Source organism: Rhizobium sp. WYCCWR 11128 (genome assembly GCF_013416305.1).
Taxonomy (GTDB): domain Bacteria; phylum Pseudomonadota; class Alphaproteobacteria; order Rhizobiales; family Rhizobiaceae; genus Rhizobium; species Rhizobium indicum.
The window spans coordinates 781,914-797,255 of sequence record NZ_JACCEZ010000002.1 but is presented as its reverse complement, the minus strand read 5'-3'; the positions used below and the strand labels follow the sequence as shown (position 1 = coordinate 797,255).

At 61.6% G+C, this 15,342-nt stretch carries 12 protein-coding genes and 1 tRNA gene; 4 read left to right on the top strand and 9 right to left on the bottom strand.

The window, feature by feature from the left end:
- The first annotated feature begins 100 nt into the window (after positions 1-100).
- Positions 101-415: a putative quinol monooxygenase gene (locus HX898_RS11570; RefSeq protein ID WP_180194708.1), complete on the top strand. Its 315-nt coding sequence runs from the start codon at positions 101-103 to the stop codon at positions 413-415.
- Positions 412-1,293 carry a LysR family transcriptional regulator gene (locus HX898_RS11565; RefSeq protein WP_180194707.1) on the top strand — a complete coding sequence of 294 codons (882 nt, stop codon included), beginning with the start codon at positions 412-414 and terminating at the stop codon, positions 1,291-1,293. The genes HX898_RS11570 and HX898_RS11565 overlap by 4 nt, the downstream gene beginning before the upstream one ends.
- Here HX898_RS11565 and HX898_RS11560 read toward each other — a convergent pair.
- The 4 genes from HX898_RS11560 to HX898_RS11545 all read right to left on the bottom strand — a co-directional run bounded on the left by HX898_RS11560 (position 1,290) and on the right by HX898_RS11545 (position 2,689).
- Positions 1,290-1,457, bottom strand: coding sequence for a hypothetical protein (locus HX898_RS11560; protein WP_017990318.1), 168 nt, complete (start codon positions 1,455-1,457; stop codon positions 1,290-1,292). The genes HX898_RS11565 and HX898_RS11560 overlap by 4 nt on opposite strands.
- A 43-nt stretch (positions 1,458-1,500) precedes the next feature.
- Entirely contained in the window at positions 1,501-1,938 is a 438-nt protein-coding gene (locus tag HX898_RS11555; protein ID WP_180194706.1) for a DUF4174 domain-containing protein, read from the bottom strand.
- Between the two features lie 94 nt (positions 1,939-2,032).
- Positions 2,033-2,109, bottom strand: a tRNA-His gene (locus tag HX898_RS11550).
- Positions 2,110-2,239: 130 nt separating this feature from the next.
- The gene (locus HX898_RS11545) at positions 2,240-2,689 is read right to left on the bottom strand and encodes a phasin (RefSeq protein WP_003545621.1); all 450 of its coding nucleotides are present in this window, start codon (positions 2,687-2,689) and stop codon (positions 2,240-2,242) included.
- Between the two features lie 213 nt (positions 2,690-2,902).
- On the opposite strand from HX898_RS11545, the gene HX898_RS11540 reads away from it, so the two are divergent.
- Complete coding sequence (locus tag HX898_RS11540; RefSeq protein ID WP_180194705.1) at positions 2,903-6,844, top strand: ATP-binding protein; 3,942 nt, start codon at positions 2,903-2,905, stop codon at positions 6,842-6,844.
- A gap of 215 nt (positions 6,845-7,059) precedes the next feature.
- On the opposite strand, the gene HX898_RS11535 is transcribed toward HX898_RS11540, so the two are convergent.
- The gene (locus HX898_RS11535) at positions 7,060-9,012 is read right to left on the bottom strand and encodes an acetoacetate--CoA ligase (protein WP_180194704.1); all 1,953 of its coding nucleotides are present in this window, start codon (positions 9,010-9,012) and stop codon (positions 7,060-7,062) included.
- A 275-nt stretch (positions 9,013-9,287) separates the two neighbouring features.
- On the opposite strand from HX898_RS11535, the gene HX898_RS11530 reads away from it, so the two are divergent.
- Positions 9,288-11,180: an AsmA-like C-terminal region-containing protein gene (locus HX898_RS11530; RefSeq protein WP_180194703.1), complete on the top strand. Its 1,893-nt coding sequence runs from the start codon at positions 9,288-9,290 to the stop codon at positions 11,178-11,180.
- Positions 11,181-11,217: 37 nt separating this feature from the next.
- Here HX898_RS11530 and HX898_RS11525 read toward each other — a convergent pair whose 3' ends face one another.
- The 4 genes from HX898_RS11525 to HX898_RS11510 all read right to left on the bottom strand — a co-directional run bounded on the left by HX898_RS11525 (position 11,218) and on the right by HX898_RS11510 (position 15,285).
- Positions 11,218-12,036 (bottom strand): ABC transporter permease subunit, encoded by an 819-nt coding sequence (locus HX898_RS11525; protein WP_138334326.1) that lies wholly within the window; start codon positions 12,034-12,036, stop codon positions 11,218-11,220.
- A 3-nt stretch (positions 12,037-12,039) separates the two neighbouring features.
- Entirely contained in the window at positions 12,040-12,951 is a 912-nt protein-coding gene (locus tag HX898_RS11520; RefSeq protein ID WP_129417974.1) for an ABC transporter permease subunit, read from the bottom strand.
- 4 nt (positions 12,952-12,955) lie between these two features.
- Complete coding sequence (locus HX898_RS11515) at positions 12,956-14,098, bottom strand: ABC transporter ATP-binding protein (RefSeq protein ID WP_138334327.1); 1,143 nt, start codon at positions 14,096-14,098, stop codon at positions 12,956-12,958.
- An 89-nt stretch (positions 14,099-14,187) separates the two neighbouring features.
- Positions 14,188-15,285 (bottom strand): polyamine ABC transporter substrate-binding protein, encoded by a 1,098-nt coding sequence (locus tag HX898_RS11510; protein ID WP_064652534.1) that lies wholly within the window; start codon positions 15,283-15,285, stop codon positions 14,188-14,190.
- Positions 15,286-15,342: the final 57 nt, after the last annotated feature.

Here is a 15,342-nt window from a genome sequence, read left to right as displayed (position 1 = left end):
GTGCGCAAATTATAGCTCTATCATTGCATCAGGCGCTGCCGTTGCTTCCAAAGTTGGCACGGCACGCCAACAAGTCAAACCTCAAGGGGAGGTCAAACCGATGAGCCAGAAACCCGTCGTCAGAATGGCAGAGCTGGAGATCGATCCGGACACGCTTGAAACCTATTGCGCATTGCTTACGGAAGAAATCGAAGCAGCCATCGCGCTGGAAGACGGCGTGCTTTCCCTGAGCGCCGTTTCCATCAGGAACAACCCAAACCGGATCCGTATCATTGAAGTCTACGCCGACCAGGAAGCATACGAGGCCCATCTGCGGACACCGCATTTCCTTAAGTACAAGAACCAGACGGCGCACATGGTCACATCGCTGACACTTATCGAGGTCGATCCGATCGCAATGCTTGCCAAGCCATGAACTGGGACGATGTTCGTATTTTCCTCGCCGTCGCCCGCACCGGGCAGATCCTTGCCGCTTCGAAGCGGCTCGGGCTCAATCACGCCACGCTCTCGCGTCGACTGACTTCGCTCGAAGAGGCGCTGAAGACGCGGCTTTTCATCCGCCGCACGAATGGCTGCGAGCTGACGGCCGAAGGCGAAGTGTTCCTGGCATCCGCAGAGCGGATGGAAACGGAAATGCTCGCGGCACAGACCAGCCTCGGCCACACCGATACGGCAATCGCCGGGACCGTGCGCGTCGGCGCGCCTGATGGGTTCGGCGTTTCCTTTCTTGCGCCGCGCATGGGCAGATTGATCGAGCGCCATCCGGAGCTGAAGATCCAGCTCGTACCGGTGCCGCGTTCTTTCTCACTCTCGCTGCGCGAGGCCGATATCGCCATCACGCTGGAGCGGCCCGAACAAGGCCGGCTCGTCTCCTCCAAGCTCACCGACTACACGCTCGGCCTTTATGCCTCGCGGGATTATCTGGCGTCACAAGGAGCGCCCGCCGATGTCGACGCGCTCAAGGCGCATCGCCGCATCGGCTATGTCGAAGACCTGATCTTCACCGCGTCACTGAATTTTTCCGGCGCAGTCATGCGGAGCTGGGATGCGGGCTTCGAGATTTCGACGGCGATCGGACAGACGGAGGCGGTACGAACAGGTGCCGGCATCGGCATCCTGCACGATTATATCGCCAGGCAATATCCGGAACTCCAGCGCATTCTGCCGGAGGTTTCGATCCGGCGCGCCTACTGGACGACTTATCACGAAACGGCGCGCGACCTCATGCGCGTCAGGACCGTCGCCGATTTTCTCCAGGAACTCGTCAGCGCCGAGCGGCACATTTTCCTTTAAGTCTCGAAAGTGTGCTTTGCCGGCTCGTCGTTCTCGTCGGGATTGGGAACCGGTGCTTCGTCAGGCAGCCTGTCCGGCTCCGGTTCCTTGATCGGAGGTACCGGCTTCCAGCCGGGCCCGGGCATCGGCGGCTGGTCGGGAATGGGTTCGTTGGGCACGGACATGACCGCCTCCCTTTCATGATTTCAGTTTACGCGACGTTCGGGGCTATTTGTCCGGCTTCAGCGATTCGGCAGCACGCATCGGCATGCTATCGATGATGGCGAAGAGCTCGCCATCGGTAATCGGCTCGCTGGCCTTGAGCTTGACGGTGCCGTCCTTGCCGAGAAGGAAAGCGGCGAATTCGCCGACCTCCGGCGCCTCGAGATCACGGCGGATGGCCTCACCGTCGAGGCCGTCAGCCGCACCGAAGAGTGGTCGAACGCCGGCGCCGGAAATCTTCAGCACCACCAGGTCGCGATCATCGAGGGCTGAGCGATCGGCCAGCAAGTGATTTTCCTGCCGGGCGGCGCGGGAATTATCCCTGTCGGCGAAAAGTATGAAGACGCGGTTCTTCCACTGGAACTCAGCGAGGCTTTCGATCGGCGCATAAGCGCTGTTCGTCTCGTCGATTTTGGTCGCACCGTAGAGCAGGGTTTTCGACATGCGTATTCTCCCGTTAACATGGAGAACGACCCGGTGCGACATGGGTTCCATCGAAACGATAGGAACCAAGTTTTCATTCTGATCGTGGGGGAGATGGTACGGTTGGGGGGTCTCGAACCTCCGACCTCAGGTGCCACAAACCTGCGCTCTAACCAACTGAGCTACAACCGCATAAATCGCGCTTGGCGCGACGGGGGTCACATACGAGGACTTGGCGATGAATTCAAGCCCCATTCCTCGTCAATATACAAAAAGGCTGGACGCGAGGTCCAGCCTTTTATCTCCGATCGGTAAGGATCGATCAGGCAACCTTGAAGGAAGCCATGGCCTTTTCGGCGGCGTCCTTGGAGGGCTTTGCGAGCTTTTCGGCCACCTGCTTGGTGGTTTCCTGGATCGACTTCGCCTGCTCCACGGTGAGTTCGGCCTGCTTGCGGATGAACGAGGTCTGCAGCTCGAAGAATTCGGCCGGCGACTTGACGCCGAGCAGCGCTTCGAAGTGCGACAGCGAGTTCTCGGAATTGATGCGCAGGATGTCGATCGCCTTCAGGCCGATCTCGACGCTGCCGGCCTGTGCCGTCTGGACGGTGGCTTCGAGCGTCTTGCCGGCTTCCTCGCCAGCGGTCTTCAGCTTGGCATAGGCATCCTTCGACTGCTGAGCGCCCTTTTCGGCGAATTCACGGAAAGATTCCGTGAACTTGGATGGGTCGAAAGAAGCAATTGAAAAAACGTCGTCGGTCTTTATGGTAGCCATGGGTCGCATCCTTTGGGTTGAGGCAGCCGCTGCCTGCGATAGTTGGATGATGCTTATATAAGACATTTCATTGTGCATTGCAACAATTATTGTGCAGCGCACAAGACGTTAACCTTTCCGGCCGAAAACCCCCTCCTCTTCTGGACCGGCATGCGCCCCGCAGTTATTAATAAGCCGTTAATTTAAGAAGGCCGACAGCGACAAGGTTCGAAAATGCCCGCAGTCCAATATCCGTTCATCGATATCGCCGTGCATGCACGGGTGCGGGAACGCTTTTCACGCGGCGAGGCCATGGTGCTGTTTTCGGCCGATCTTGCCCGCCTGCTCTGGGCGAATGGTGCAGGTGCGGAGCTTTTCGGCCATTCGGCAGTCTATGACCTGCTCGATCAGGGGGTCGACCGCACCGACATCACCTTCCGTCAGCTGGAAACCGCCGCGCGCCAGCTGACCGATATCGGTGACAACCGCAGCCTGATGATCCGCGTCGCCAAGGGCTTCCAGCGTGCACAGGTGCAGGCGGCGGCCGAACTGATCCGGCTTTCCCAGGGCGAAAAGGCCATCCTGTTTTCGGTGCCGGTCTCGGCAAAGCCACTCGCGGCCGGCGCATCGGCCGCTCAGATGCTACAGGGACTTGATGATCCCGACACGCATATGGCGGTGATCGGCGCCAATGGCGAGGTCATCGCGGCTTCGCCGGGCTTTGCCTCGCTCGGGATCTCCGAGCAGACGGCAAAGACCTTGATCAACCTTGCCGGCGCGCATCCCGACCGATTGGTCAAACGACCTGTCGCCACCAGCAGAGGCAATCTTCCGGCCGCGGTCGGCAAGCTCAGCGACGATCCGGCGCTCAATCTGCTCTTTGCGGTGGAGACCGCGATCGGTCATCTCGACCCGCTCAACGCGCCCGCGCTCGATCCAGTCGATGCGCCCGCGCTCGACCCGGCCGATACGCCCGCGCTCGACCCGGCCGATACGCCCGCGCTCGACTCGGTCGATACGCCCGCACAGGAAGAAAGCGCGCCGCCGGCCGAAGTGCGTCAAGACGAACCTGTCGCCGCCGCAGGCTTCACCGAGATCATCGACGCGGTCTCGGGGATCGAAGAGGTCGAGGAGACGCTCGAGGAGATCGCCGGCGAAAACGAACAGCCGGCCGAGGCGGCCCCGGCATCCGCAGACGAGGCGATTGAAGAGACGCATCCTGCCGCGGATGCGGAGCCGGAGAGCGACGAGGGCATGATCGATAGCAGCGCGGATGGGGCCACCGAGCCCGCCGCGGTCATCGAGGACGATTTGACTTCCATTGCGGAGACGGTGGAAACGGCAACGGCGGCGGAACCGCCTGTTGAGGCCAACGAAACGCCTATCGAAGACACGCCGGAAGCGGTCCACGAAGAGCCAGCCATTGAAACGCCTGTGGTCGCCGATGCCACCCCTGCCCCTCAGCTTGAGGCTGAGCCCGGCTTCGTCTTCAGACCGAACAGCCGCGCTACGCGCTTCGTCTGGAAGATCGACGCCGAAGGCCGGTTCAACGAAGTCAGCCACGAATTTGCCGAGGCCGTCGGTCCGCATGCGTCCGACATCATCGGCTCTGCCTTCGGCGATGTCGCCGCCCTCTTCAATCTCGATCCCGACGGCAAGCTTTCCGAGGCGCTCGCCCGCCGCGACACATGGTCGGGCAAGACGATCCTCTGGCCGGTCGAAGGCACCAGCCTCGTCGTTCCGGTCGATCTGGCGGCGCTGCCCACCTATACCCGCAACCGCGACTTCGATGGTTTCCGCGGCTTCGGTGTCGTGCGGCTTTCCGATGCGCAGGAAGATCCGCTGGCGCTCGGCCTGACACTCGGCCCCGACGGTATCGGCCATGATGCAGCGAGCCTCGGCCCACCCGCCGAGACCAATGCCGAGGTGGTACGCGAAGCGGAGACAGCGCTCGAAAATCCCCTGATCGAACCCGCGCTGACGCAAGAGGTCGAGGATCAGCCGTCGCAGACGGAGCCAGCGCCGCAAGAGCCAGCGCCGGAAGAGCCAGCGCTGGAAGAGCCAGCGCTGGAAGAGATTGCCACCGAGCAGGCGACCATCGGGACACCTGCCCAGGAAATTGCTGCAGAAAAAGTGGAAGGCAGCGCCGATGCCGGCGACGTTTCCGCCGCCGAGCCGGTAGCGGAACTTCCGCAAGAACCGCCGGCACTTCGCATTTCGGAAACGCCCAATCGCCGCTTCTCCGACAAGATCGTTCAGCTCCACAACAGCGGTGCCGGGCTGACGGCCGCCGAACACGCCAATTTCCGCGAGATCGCCAAACGCCTCGAAGCCTTCGGCGCCAACAAGAACGAGCCTGCCTCCCCGGCGCCGACGGAACCCAACGCCACCGAAACCTCCAGTTTCGAAGAGGCATCCGGACCCGAAGCGTTCGAGACCGAAACACCCACCACCGACCAGGCGGACATACCGTCGGTCGAGGAGATCGCGTCGCAGGAGGCGATCTTCGAGAATGCCGTCGAGGCGGAGCGCGAAGATGATGACGCCGCCGCCGAAGAACCGGCTGTCATCGCCGAGGACGACGCAACGGAAGGGCTTGAGGAGACGGCCAGCCAGATCGAGGTTCTCACCAGCTTCATCCCGCCGCGCATCAAGATGACGGACGGGCTTTCGGTGGGAACGGTCGACCAACTGCCTGTTGCCGTGCTCATCCATATCGGCGATGCGCTGATCCATGCCAATCCGGAATTCATGCGGCTGACGGGCTACGGCACGCTCGACGCATTGCGCGAAGTGGGCGGCATCGAAGCCCTGCTTCAGCGTCGCGAACTCGAGGAGAAGGCCGCAGGCTCCGGCACCATGATGCTCGTCAAGGCCGATGATACGCTGGCGCCGGTGACCGCGCGGCTGCAATCGGTGCGCTGGGAAGACGCCAACGCCCTGATGCTGGCGCTGATGCCGGTGGAAGGCAAGGAAGATGGCCGCGGCGACGTAAACCGGTCCGAGGCCCGCTCCGAAGGCCGCCCCGAGCGGATGGTCGAGAAGGTCGCCAAGCTTCAGGTCGAAGTGGAAGAATTGCGCTCGATCCTGGAAACGGCGACCGACGGCGTCGTCGTCATCGGCATCGAGGGCGACATCCGCTCGATGAACCGGTCGGCCAGCGCGCTTTTCAACTACGACGAACAGGAGACGCGCGGCAAACCCTTCGTCATGCTCTTTGCCCATGAAAGCCAGAAGGCAGTCATCGACTATCTGAACGGCCTCTCCGACCATGGCGTGGCAAGCGTGTTGAATGACGGGCGCGAAGTGATCGGCCGTGAGGCCGCCGGCGGCTTCGTGCCGCTGTTCATGACGATGGGCCAGCTCACCTCCTCCAATGGCTATTGCGCCGTCATCCGCGATATCACCCAATGGAAGCGCACCGAGGACGAGTTGCGCAACGCCAAGGGTGCGGCCGAAACCGCCAACGCCCACAAGACCGATTTCCTCGCCCGTGTCAGCCACGAGATCCGCACGCCCCTCAACGCCATCATCGGCTTTTCCGACATGATGGCCGGCGAACGCTTCGGGCCGATCGGCCATCCGCGTTATATCGAATATGCCAATGACATCGGCCGCTCCGGCCGGCATGTCCTCGATATCGTCAACGACCTGCTCGACATTTCGAAGATCGAGGCGGGCGAGATGGATCTCGATTTTGCTGCCGTCGGCCTCAACGAGGCGGTCTCCGAGGCCGTGGCTCTGGTACAGCCGCAGGCGAACGGCCAGCGCGTCATCATCCGCACGGCGCTGTCGCATGCAGTGCCCGAGGTCGTGGCGGATCTGCGCTCGATCAAGCAGATCGCGCTCAACATCCTGTCGAACGCTATCCGCTTCACCCCGTCAGGCGGGCAGATCGTCGTTTCGACGTCCTATGAGGCGAATGGCAGCGTTGTGTTGAGGGTCCGCGATACCGGCATCGGCATGACGCGCAACGAGCTGGACCAGGCGATGAAGCCGTTCCGGCAGGTCTCCTCGACCCAATCGCGTCACCGCGGCGACGGCACCGGGCTCGGCCTGCCGCTGACCAAGGCGATGGTGGATGCCAACCGGGCGGTTTTCTCGATCAATTCGGCGCCGAACGAAGGCACGCTCGTCGAGATCACCTTCCCGTCGCAGCGGGTGCTGGCCGGTTGACAAAGAAAAGGCAGCCAAGAGGCCGCCTTTGAATTTGGTGCTGTTCAACAAGAGCTCAGTCGATCAACGTCATGTTTCGGAGGCCGGAAGGCCCCAGGCCGCATCGTTCATGTGCGGCCCCCAAGTTAGCTTCACCTTTGACAAACCTTTCTTAACGAAAGGTTTCCATGACAGGAAATTGATGAAGGGTGAAAGCTTGTAATCTACGATCGCTGTCAATCCTTCAGCTCGCTTAGCCCGGCGAAAAGCCCCAGCGCCTCTGGATTGGCAAGCGCTTCCTGGTTCTTCACCGGCCGGCCGTGAACGACCTCGCGCACGGCAAGCTCGACGATCTTGCCGGATTTGGTGCGGGGAATATCGGCAACCGCGATGATCTTCGCCGGCACGTGCCGCGGCGAGGCGCCGGTGCGGATGCGGGTCTTGATCGCCTTGATGAGATCCTCGGTCAACGTCACATCCGGGGCAAGGCGAACGAAGAGGATGACGCGCACGTCGTCGTCCCAGTCCTGGCCGATGCAGAGCGCCTCGACCACCTCCTCCATTTGCTCCACCTGATTGTAGATCTCGGCCGTGCCGATGCGAACGCCGCCAGGATTGAGCGTCGCATCCGAGCGGCCGTGGATGACAAGGCCGCCATGCTCCGTCCATTCGGCGAAATCGCCGTGGCACCAGACATTGTCGAACCGGTCGAAATAGGCGGCGCGATATTTGGCGCCATCGGGGTCGTTCCAGAACATCACCGGCATCGAGGGGAAGGCCTTGGTGCAGACCAGTTCACCCTTCTCTCCGCGCACCGGCTTGCCGTCATCGTTCCAGACGTCGACCGCAAGGCCGAGGCCGGCCCCCTGGATCTCGCCGCGCCAGACCGGCTGCAGCGGATTGCCGAGCACGAAGCAGGAGACGATATCGGTGCCGCCTGAGATCGAGGCGAGCTGTACGTCTTCCTTGATGCCCTCGTAGACGAAGGTGAACCCTTCCGGCGACAGCGGCGAACCGGTGGACGTCATCAGCCGCAGGCTGGAGAGATCGTGGCTGACGCGCGGCGTCAGCCCGCCTTTGCGCACCGCGTCGATATATTTCGCCGAGGTGCCGAAGATGGCGAATTTCTCGGCCTCGGCATAGTCGAACAGCACGTTGCCATCGGGGGCGAAGGGCGAGCCGTCGAACAGGCAGAGCGTCGCGCCGCTGGCGAGACCGCTGACCAGCCAGTTCCACATCATCCAGCCGCAGGTGGTGAAATAGAACAGCTTCTCGCCCGCCTGCAGGCCGCAATGCAGCCGTTGCTCCTTGAGGTGCTGCAGCAGCGTGCCGCCGGCCGAATGCACGATGCATTTCGGCACGCCTGTCGTGCCCGACGAAAAGAGAATGTAGAGCGGGTGCGAAAAGCCAAGCTGCGTGAACTCGACCTCCCTTGCCTCATAGGGCGCGACAAAGGCCTCAAGCGTTAAAGCCCCCGGCGTCTTACGCGCCACGGCCTCCGCGTCGCCGGCATAGTGGACGATGACCGTGGGCACACCCAGATTTTTTGCGACCGTGGCGACCTTGGCGCCGACATCCTGCAGCTTGCCGGAATACCAATAGGCATCGCAGGCGATGAACAGCCTTGGTTCAATCTGGCCGAAGCGGTCGAGCACACCCTGCTCGCCGAAATCAGGCGAACAGGACGACCAGATGGCGCCGATCGAGGCGGCGGCGAGCATGGCGGCGACAGTCTCCGGCATGTTCGGCATCATCGCGGCGACACGGTCGCCTTTGCCGATGCCGAGTGCTGCGAAGGCCTGCTGCAGCTTCGAGACCAGCACGCGCAGCCGGTCCCAAGACCAGCGGTCCTCGGCCTTGTCCTCGCCGCGGAAGATGATCGCATCGCCCTCACCGCGGCCCGACAGCAGGTTTTCGGCGAAGTTCAGCGTCGCATCGGGAAAGAAGCGGGCTTCCAGCATGCGGTCGCCATTGGCAAGCACCTCTGCGCCACGCTCTCCCTTGACGCCGCAGAAATCCCAGACGGTCGACCAGAAATTCTCCCGCTCGGCCACCGACCATGCATGCAGATCCTCAAAGCCTGAAAGAGAAAGCCCGAAATCGGCATTGCAGCGCTCCATGAAGGCATGGATCGGGCTTTTTGCAACGGCATCCGCCGAGGGCACCCAAAGTGGTCTGTTATCCTGCATTCAATCCTCCTCCCCAATGCCGTCCTTATATCATGCTGCATTGCATTATAAAGCGCGGAACCGACGCGATCCGACGCCCAGAGTATGATGTCGAAAAGTGTGAGCGATTTTCGGACGACATCATGCTCCAACTAGTTAATTGAAAGTGTTACAGCGTCCTTTGCGCGTCTGAAAAGACGCGCGGCGCTGTAGGGATTTGCATATGCCTGATATTTCCTATATCCGGCGAAATCAGCGCATAACGGGATGACCGGCTGAATTTGCCGGCGGAGATCATGAGCACGTCAAGACATCGCAGGTGGCGCAGGAAGATCGGACCCGTTTCGCGCTGGCTTCCGGCCTTCGCCCGCCTGTCGACGGTGTTCCTGCTGATCGCGCTGGCGCTTTTCGTGGCGCTCAGAGTTGCCGCCCCCTATCTCATCTCGACCGGTTTCGTGCGCTCCGGCATCGAGGACACGCTGTCCAAATGGACCGGCTACCATGCCGAGATCAAGGGAAGTCCGGTTCTCGAATTCTGGCCGACGCCACGCATCACGCTGAACCAGATCACCATCCGCCAACCGCGCGAAAGCGGTGACAAGCTGCTCGGCAGCATTGAAAGCCTGTCGGCCGATTTCAGCCTCATCGACGCGTTGAGAGGCCGGACAAGCTTCCACGAATTCCATTTGGTGCGCCCCAACCTGGCGCTGACGCGCGACGAGAAAGGCCTGATCGACTGGAGTTATGCCGGCCTGCTCGCACGGGCGATCAGCGGCGTACGTTACGAAAACGGAGCTGAGGTGCTCGATCCCGATCTCGATGCCGAGATCGGCGCGGTGACCGTCGAGGACGGCACGCTTGTGGTCACCGACATCAAGTCCGCCACGAACTATCATTTCGACAGCGTCACCGCCGATATCGCCTGGCCGAGACTATCCGGCGCGATCTCGGCGGTGGTCATCGCCCGTATCAACGGCGAGGACCTGAAGGTCGATTTCGCCTCGCGCCAGCCGCTGCTCGCCTTTGCCGGCAGGAATGCCGAGACACGGACGTCGCTCACATCAAACCTTTTGACCGCCCACTTCCAGGGCATTGCCAGCATCGCCAGCCTTTCGGCCTTTTCCGGCAATGTCACAGCCAGCATTCCCGATGTGCCCGCACTTCTGACATGGTCGGGCAGATCGATCCCCGGCATCGCAACCCTGAAGAGCGCCTCGCTGGAATCCGACATCATGTCGTCGGGCAACGGGCTGCGCTTCAACAATCTCAGCCTCTCGCTGAACGAAGCGAGCGCCACCGGGGTGATGGACCTTTTCACCCAACCCGGCAAACGACCGAAAATCGGCGGCACGCTCGCCTTCGATCAGATGAACCTCAAGCCCTTCCTCGACGCCTTCGCGCTCAGGCTCGCAGCCGGCGAGGCGGAGGAAATCTCCGCCGGCATAAGCGGACCGCTGCGGGTGCTGGATGTCGACGTCAGGCTTTCGGCGCGGCGCGCGCAGATGGGTCTCTTCGAGCTCTCCGATGTCGGCGCCAGCATGATCGTTGCCGGCGGCGAGGCGAAATTCGATATTGGCGACAGCCAGTTCGAAGGCGGTGAAATGACCGCGCATCTGGAAGCGACGCAGCGCGACTTCGACGGCGGCGGCAAGCTGCAGCTGTCGATCCGCAATGCCGATTTCGCAGCCCTTGCCGAGCGCCTGCAGCTGAAGGGTCCGCTGCCGCTTGCAACCGGATCGCTCGATCTCGACCTGCAGTCGCCGAAGGCGATCTGGACGACCGGTCTTGCCGATGTCACCGGCAGGCTGCACTTCTGGACGGGGGAAGGCACGATTCCCGGCATCGATGCCGCAGCACTTCGGACGCAGGCGGCCGAAAAGCCGTTCTTTCCGCTGAGCGCGGCAGCAGGCGGCGCCTTCGCCTTCAACCAGCTCAACCTTCAGGCCGATTTCGCCAATGGCTCGGCCGAGATGCACGACGCCCATATCGCCGGCGCCACACAGACGTTGACACTTTCCGGCGTCATCACCTATCAGTCGAACGGGCTGGCGCTTTCCGGATCGCTGGAGGCGACCGATCCGGCCAAGGCAGCGGAGCTGCCGCTTCTGCCGTTCTTCATCGGCGGCTCATGGCCAAACCCGGTGATCTCGCCGGTTCCGCTTTTCGGCAATACGCCCCGCGCGCAATAAAGCATGTCGCGCAATAATGTGCCGCGGCGCTTTAGGCTCAGGCGCCGGCGGCTGCCGCGCGTTCGTCCCGCTGGCGCTGGATTTCACGGCGCTTGGTGACGATCGAGGCGCAGATGACACCAACGGTGACGATCGCGATCAGGATCGTGCACACCGCATTGATCTCAGGCGTCACGCCGAGGCGCACCTGGCTGTAGATCCTCATCGGCAGCGTGGTGGCGCCCGGCCCCGATGTGAAACTGGCGATCACCAGATCGTCAAGCGACAGGGTGAAGGCAAGGATCCAGCCGGAGAGCACAGCCGGCGCGATGATCGGCAGGGTGATCTCGAAGAAAGTCCGCACCGGCGGCGCGCCGAGATCCTGCGCCGCTTCCTCGATCGATTGATCGAAGCTCAACAGGCGCGACTGCACGACGACGGCGACGAAGCACATGGTCAGCGTCGTATGCGCGAGCGTGATCGTCCAGAAGCCGCGGTCGAAGCCGATCGCGACGAAGAGCAACAGCAGCGACAGGCCGGTGATGACATCAGGCATGACGAGCGGCGCGTAGATCATGCCCGAAAACAGCATGCGACCGCGAAAGCGCGTGTAGCGCACCAGAGTCAGCGCCGCCATCGTGCCGAGGATGGTTGCGGCCGTTGCCGACAGCAGGCCGACACGGATCGTCACCCAGGCGGCGTCGAGCAGGCCCTGGTTCGAGAGCAGCGAGACATACCACTTGGTGGAGAAGCCGCCCCAGACGGTGACGAGCTTCGATTCGTTGAAGGAGAAGATCACCAGGAGCACGATCGGCAGGTAGAGAAAGGCAAAGCCGAGCGTGACGGAGATGATGTTGAAACGGGTCCATCTCAGCATGACTTATTTCCCCCGCTCTTCGGCCTTGGCCTGGGCGTTCTGGAAGAAGACGATCGGGATCACCAGGATCATCAGCAGGATCGTTGCTACCGCCGAGGAGACCGGCCAATCGCGGTTGGCGTTGAATTCGTTCCAGAGCGTCTTGCCGATCATCAGCGTCTGCGAACCGCCGAGCAGGTCGGGAATGACGAATTCACCGACGGCGGGAATGAAGACCAGCATGCAGCCGGCCACCACGCCGGGGATCGACAGCGGAAAGGTGACGCGCCAGAAGGCCTTGATCGGCGTGCAACCAAGATCCTGCGCCGCCTCGATCAGCGTACCGTCCATCTTTTCCAGAGCCGAATAGAGCGGCAGCACCATGAAGGGCAGATAGGAATAGACGATGCCGATATAGACGGCGGTATTGGTGTTGAGGATGATCAGCGGGCTGTCGATGATGTGCAGCGACAGGAGAAGCTGGTTGAAAAGCCCTTCCGGCTTCAGGATCGCGATCCAGGAATAAACGCGGATCAGGAAGCTTGTCCAGAACGGCAGGATGACCAGCATCACCAGCGTCGGGCGGATGGTGCGCGGCGCCTGTGCCATGCCATAGGCAATCGGATAGGCGATCAGCAGCGTGAGGAAGGTGGAGATCCCGGCAATCACCACGCTCGAGACATAGGCATTGAAATAGAGCGAGTCCTCGGTGAGGTAGCTGTAATTGTCGAAGGAGAGCTCTCCGATCTTGCTCCAGAGCCCGGCCCAACCGTCGGCAAGCGAGAAGACGGGCTCGTAAGGCGGCATGGCGATTGCCGTCGTCGAGAGCGAAATGCGGAAAACGATGAAGAAGGGCGCCAGGAAGAAGAGCAGCAGCCAAGTATAGGGGATGGCGATGACGAGGCGATTGTAGAGGCCGGACGTGAGCTTGCCCATGATGTCAATCCTTCAGCAGAATGCCGGCGTTCTCATCGAAAGAGACCCAGACTTCCTGATCGTAGGTGAAGGGGTCGTCGACGGAGCGCTGCGCATTGAGGGACGAGGCCTTGACGACAGTGCCGCTCTGCAATTTTACATGGAAGACGGTCATGTCGCCGAGATAGGCGATGTCCCAGAGTTCACCCCTGGCGGCGTTGACCGAAGCGTTGGCGGGAGGCGTGCGCCCGACCCGCATCTTTTCCGGCCGGATGGCGAAGCCGACGGCGCTGCCGGCCGAAGGTGTCTCGGCGGCGGCGACGCGCACGCTGAATCCGCTGTCGATTGATATCTCGATGGTACCGTTGCCCGATGAGGCGACCTTGCCGTCGAAGATGTTCACGTCGCCGATGAAATCCGCGACGAAGCGGGAATTCGGCGCCTCGTAGATCTCCGCCGGCGTCGCCACCTGCACGACCTTGCCGTGGCTCATGACGGCGATGCGGTCGGCCATGGTCATCGCCTCTTCCTGGTCGTGGGTGACGACGACGAAGGTGAGGCCGAGGTTCTGCTGCAGGTCCATCAGTTCGAACTGGGTTTCCTCGCGCAGCTTCTTGTCGAGTGCGCCGAGCGGCTCGTCGAGCAGCAGCACCTTCGGGCGCTTGGCAAGCGAACGGGCCAAGGCCACGCGCTGGCGCTGGCCGCCGGAAAGCTGGTTCGGCTTGCGGGAGGCGAACTGCTCAAGCTTGACCAGCTTCAGCATCTGCGAGACACGCTCGGCCATCTCGTCCTTCGACATGCCGTCCTGCCTCAGGCCGAAAGCGATATTCTTCTCGACCGTCATGTGCGGGAAAAGCGCATAGGACTGGAACATCATGTTGACCGGCCGCCTGTAGGGCGGGGTGCCGGCCATGTCGGTGCCGTCGAGCACGATTTCGCCCGAGGTCGGCTGCTCGAAACCGGCGAGCATGCGCAGGAGCGTCGACTTGCCGCAACCCGACGCGCCGAGCAGCGCGAAGAACTCACGGTGATAGATGTTCAGCGACAGATCGTCGACGGCGGTAAAATCGCCAAAGCGCTTGGTGACATTCTTGAAAGCAATGAAGGGTTTTGCAGACGGATCGGTCCAAGGCGCAAAAGCGCGGCGGATATTGCCGAGAGACTTCATATTATTCCCCGAAATACAAGGTTCTGCCGGCCTCCACCCCGGCCGGTAATTGAAAGGCCCGGACGTTTCCGTCCGGGCCCAAGGCTGAATTACTGGCCGGTGACGACCTTCGTCCAGAGGCGCGTCCCCAGGCGCTGCGTTTTCGGATCCCACGGCTTGACCGTGAAGAGGTTCTTCATCACCTCCTCGGTCGGATAGATCGCCGGGTCTTCCAGAATCTCCTTGCTGACGAACTGCTGCGAAGCCTTGTTGCCGTTGGCATAGAAGGTGTGGTCGCTCGCCTTGGCGATGACCTCAGGCTTCATCATGTAGTTCAGGAACTCGTGGGCTTCCGCGACATGGGGTGCATCGGCGGGGATCGCCATCATGTCGAACCACATCTGGGCGCCCTGCGAGGGGATCGAATAATTGACTTCGACGCCGTTCTTGGCTTCGGCCGCACGGTCGCGAGCCTGCAGCATGTCGCCGGAATAGCCGAAGGCGATGCAGATGTCGCCGTTGGCAAGCGCATTGATGTATTCGGACGAGTGGAACTTGCGGATATTGGGGCGGACGGCCGTCAGCAGCTCTTCGGCCTTCTTGAAATCCTCAGCCTTTGTGGAGTTCGGGTCGAGGCCGAGATAACGGAACGCAGTGGAGATGACGTCCTTCGGTGTGTCGAGAACGTAGATGCCGCAATCCTTGAACTTTTCGGCGACCTTCGGATCGAAGATCACTTCCAGGCCGGGCTTGACATCGGGACCGAGGATTTCAGCGACCTTCTTGACGTTGTAGCCGATGCCGTCCGTGCCCCACATGTAATCGACCGCGTGTTCGTTACCGGCGTCATATTCGGCGGTGCGCTGCTGGATCACATCCCACATGTTGGAAATGTTCGGCAGTTTCGACTTGTCGAGCTTCTGGAAGACACCGGCCTGGATCTGGCGCTGCAGGAAGTCGGCAGTGGGAACGACGACGTCATAACCCGTGCCGCCGGCAAGCAGCTTGGTTTCCACGGTCTCGTTGGAATCGAAGGTGTCGTAGACGACCTTGATGCCGGTTTCTTTGGTGAAGTCGGTCAGGATGGAGTCGTCGATATAATCCGACCAGTTGTAGACGTTGACCACGCGCTCCTGCGCATAGGCCGGCGCGGCAGCAAGCAGTGCGGTAACGGCGGCGGCCGTCACGCATAGGATGGTTGACCTCATGACTTCTCCTGTTTGTTCAAAGATTCCGCACCCGGGGTATCTTTTCCCTCTGGTTTT

Bases quoted from the DNA above. Each gene is read 5' to 3' on its own strand.
- HX898_RS11570 (WP_180194708.1), top strand. From the start codon at position 101: ATGAGCCAGAAACCCGTCGTCAGAATGGCAGAGCTGGAGATCGATCCG.
- HX898_RS11565 (WP_180194707.1), top strand. From the start codon at position 412: ATGAACTGGGACGATGTTCGTATTTTCCTCGCCGTCGCCCGCACCGGG.
- HX898_RS11560 (WP_017990318.1), bottom strand. From the start codon at position 1,457: ATGTCCGTGCCCAACGAACCCATTCCCGACCAGCCGCCGATGCCCGGG.
- HX898_RS11555 (WP_180194706.1), bottom strand. From the start codon at position 1,938: ATGTCGAAAACCCTGCTCTACGGTGCGACCAAAATCGACGAGACGAAC.
- HX898_RS11545 (WP_003545621.1), bottom strand. From the start codon at position 2,689: ATGGCTACCATAAAGACCGACGACGTTTTTTCAATTGCTTCTTTCGAC.
- HX898_RS11540 (WP_180194705.1), top strand. From the start codon at position 2,903: ATGCCCGCAGTCCAATATCCGTTCATCGATATCGCCGTGCATGCACGG.
- HX898_RS11535 (WP_180194704.1), bottom strand. From the start codon at position 9,012: ATGCAGGATAACAGACCACTTTGGGTGCCCTCGGCGGATGCCGTTGCA.
- HX898_RS11530 (WP_180194703.1), top strand. From the start codon at position 9,288: ATGAGCACGTCAAGACATCGCAGGTGGCGCAGGAAGATCGGACCCGTT.
- HX898_RS11525 (WP_138334326.1), bottom strand. From the start codon at position 12,036: ATGCTGAGATGGACCCGTTTCAACATCATCTCCGTCACGCTCGGCTTT.
- HX898_RS11520 (WP_129417974.1), bottom strand. From the start codon at position 12,951: ATGGGCAAGCTCACGTCCGGCCTCTACAATCGCCTCGTCATCGCCATC.
- HX898_RS11515 (WP_138334327.1), bottom strand. From the start codon at position 14,098: ATGAAGTCTCTCGGCAATATCCGCCGCGCTTTTGCGCCTTGGACCGAT.
- HX898_RS11510 (WP_064652534.1), bottom strand. From the start codon at position 15,285: ATGAGGTCAACCATCCTATGCGTGACGGCCGCCGCCGTTACCGCACTG.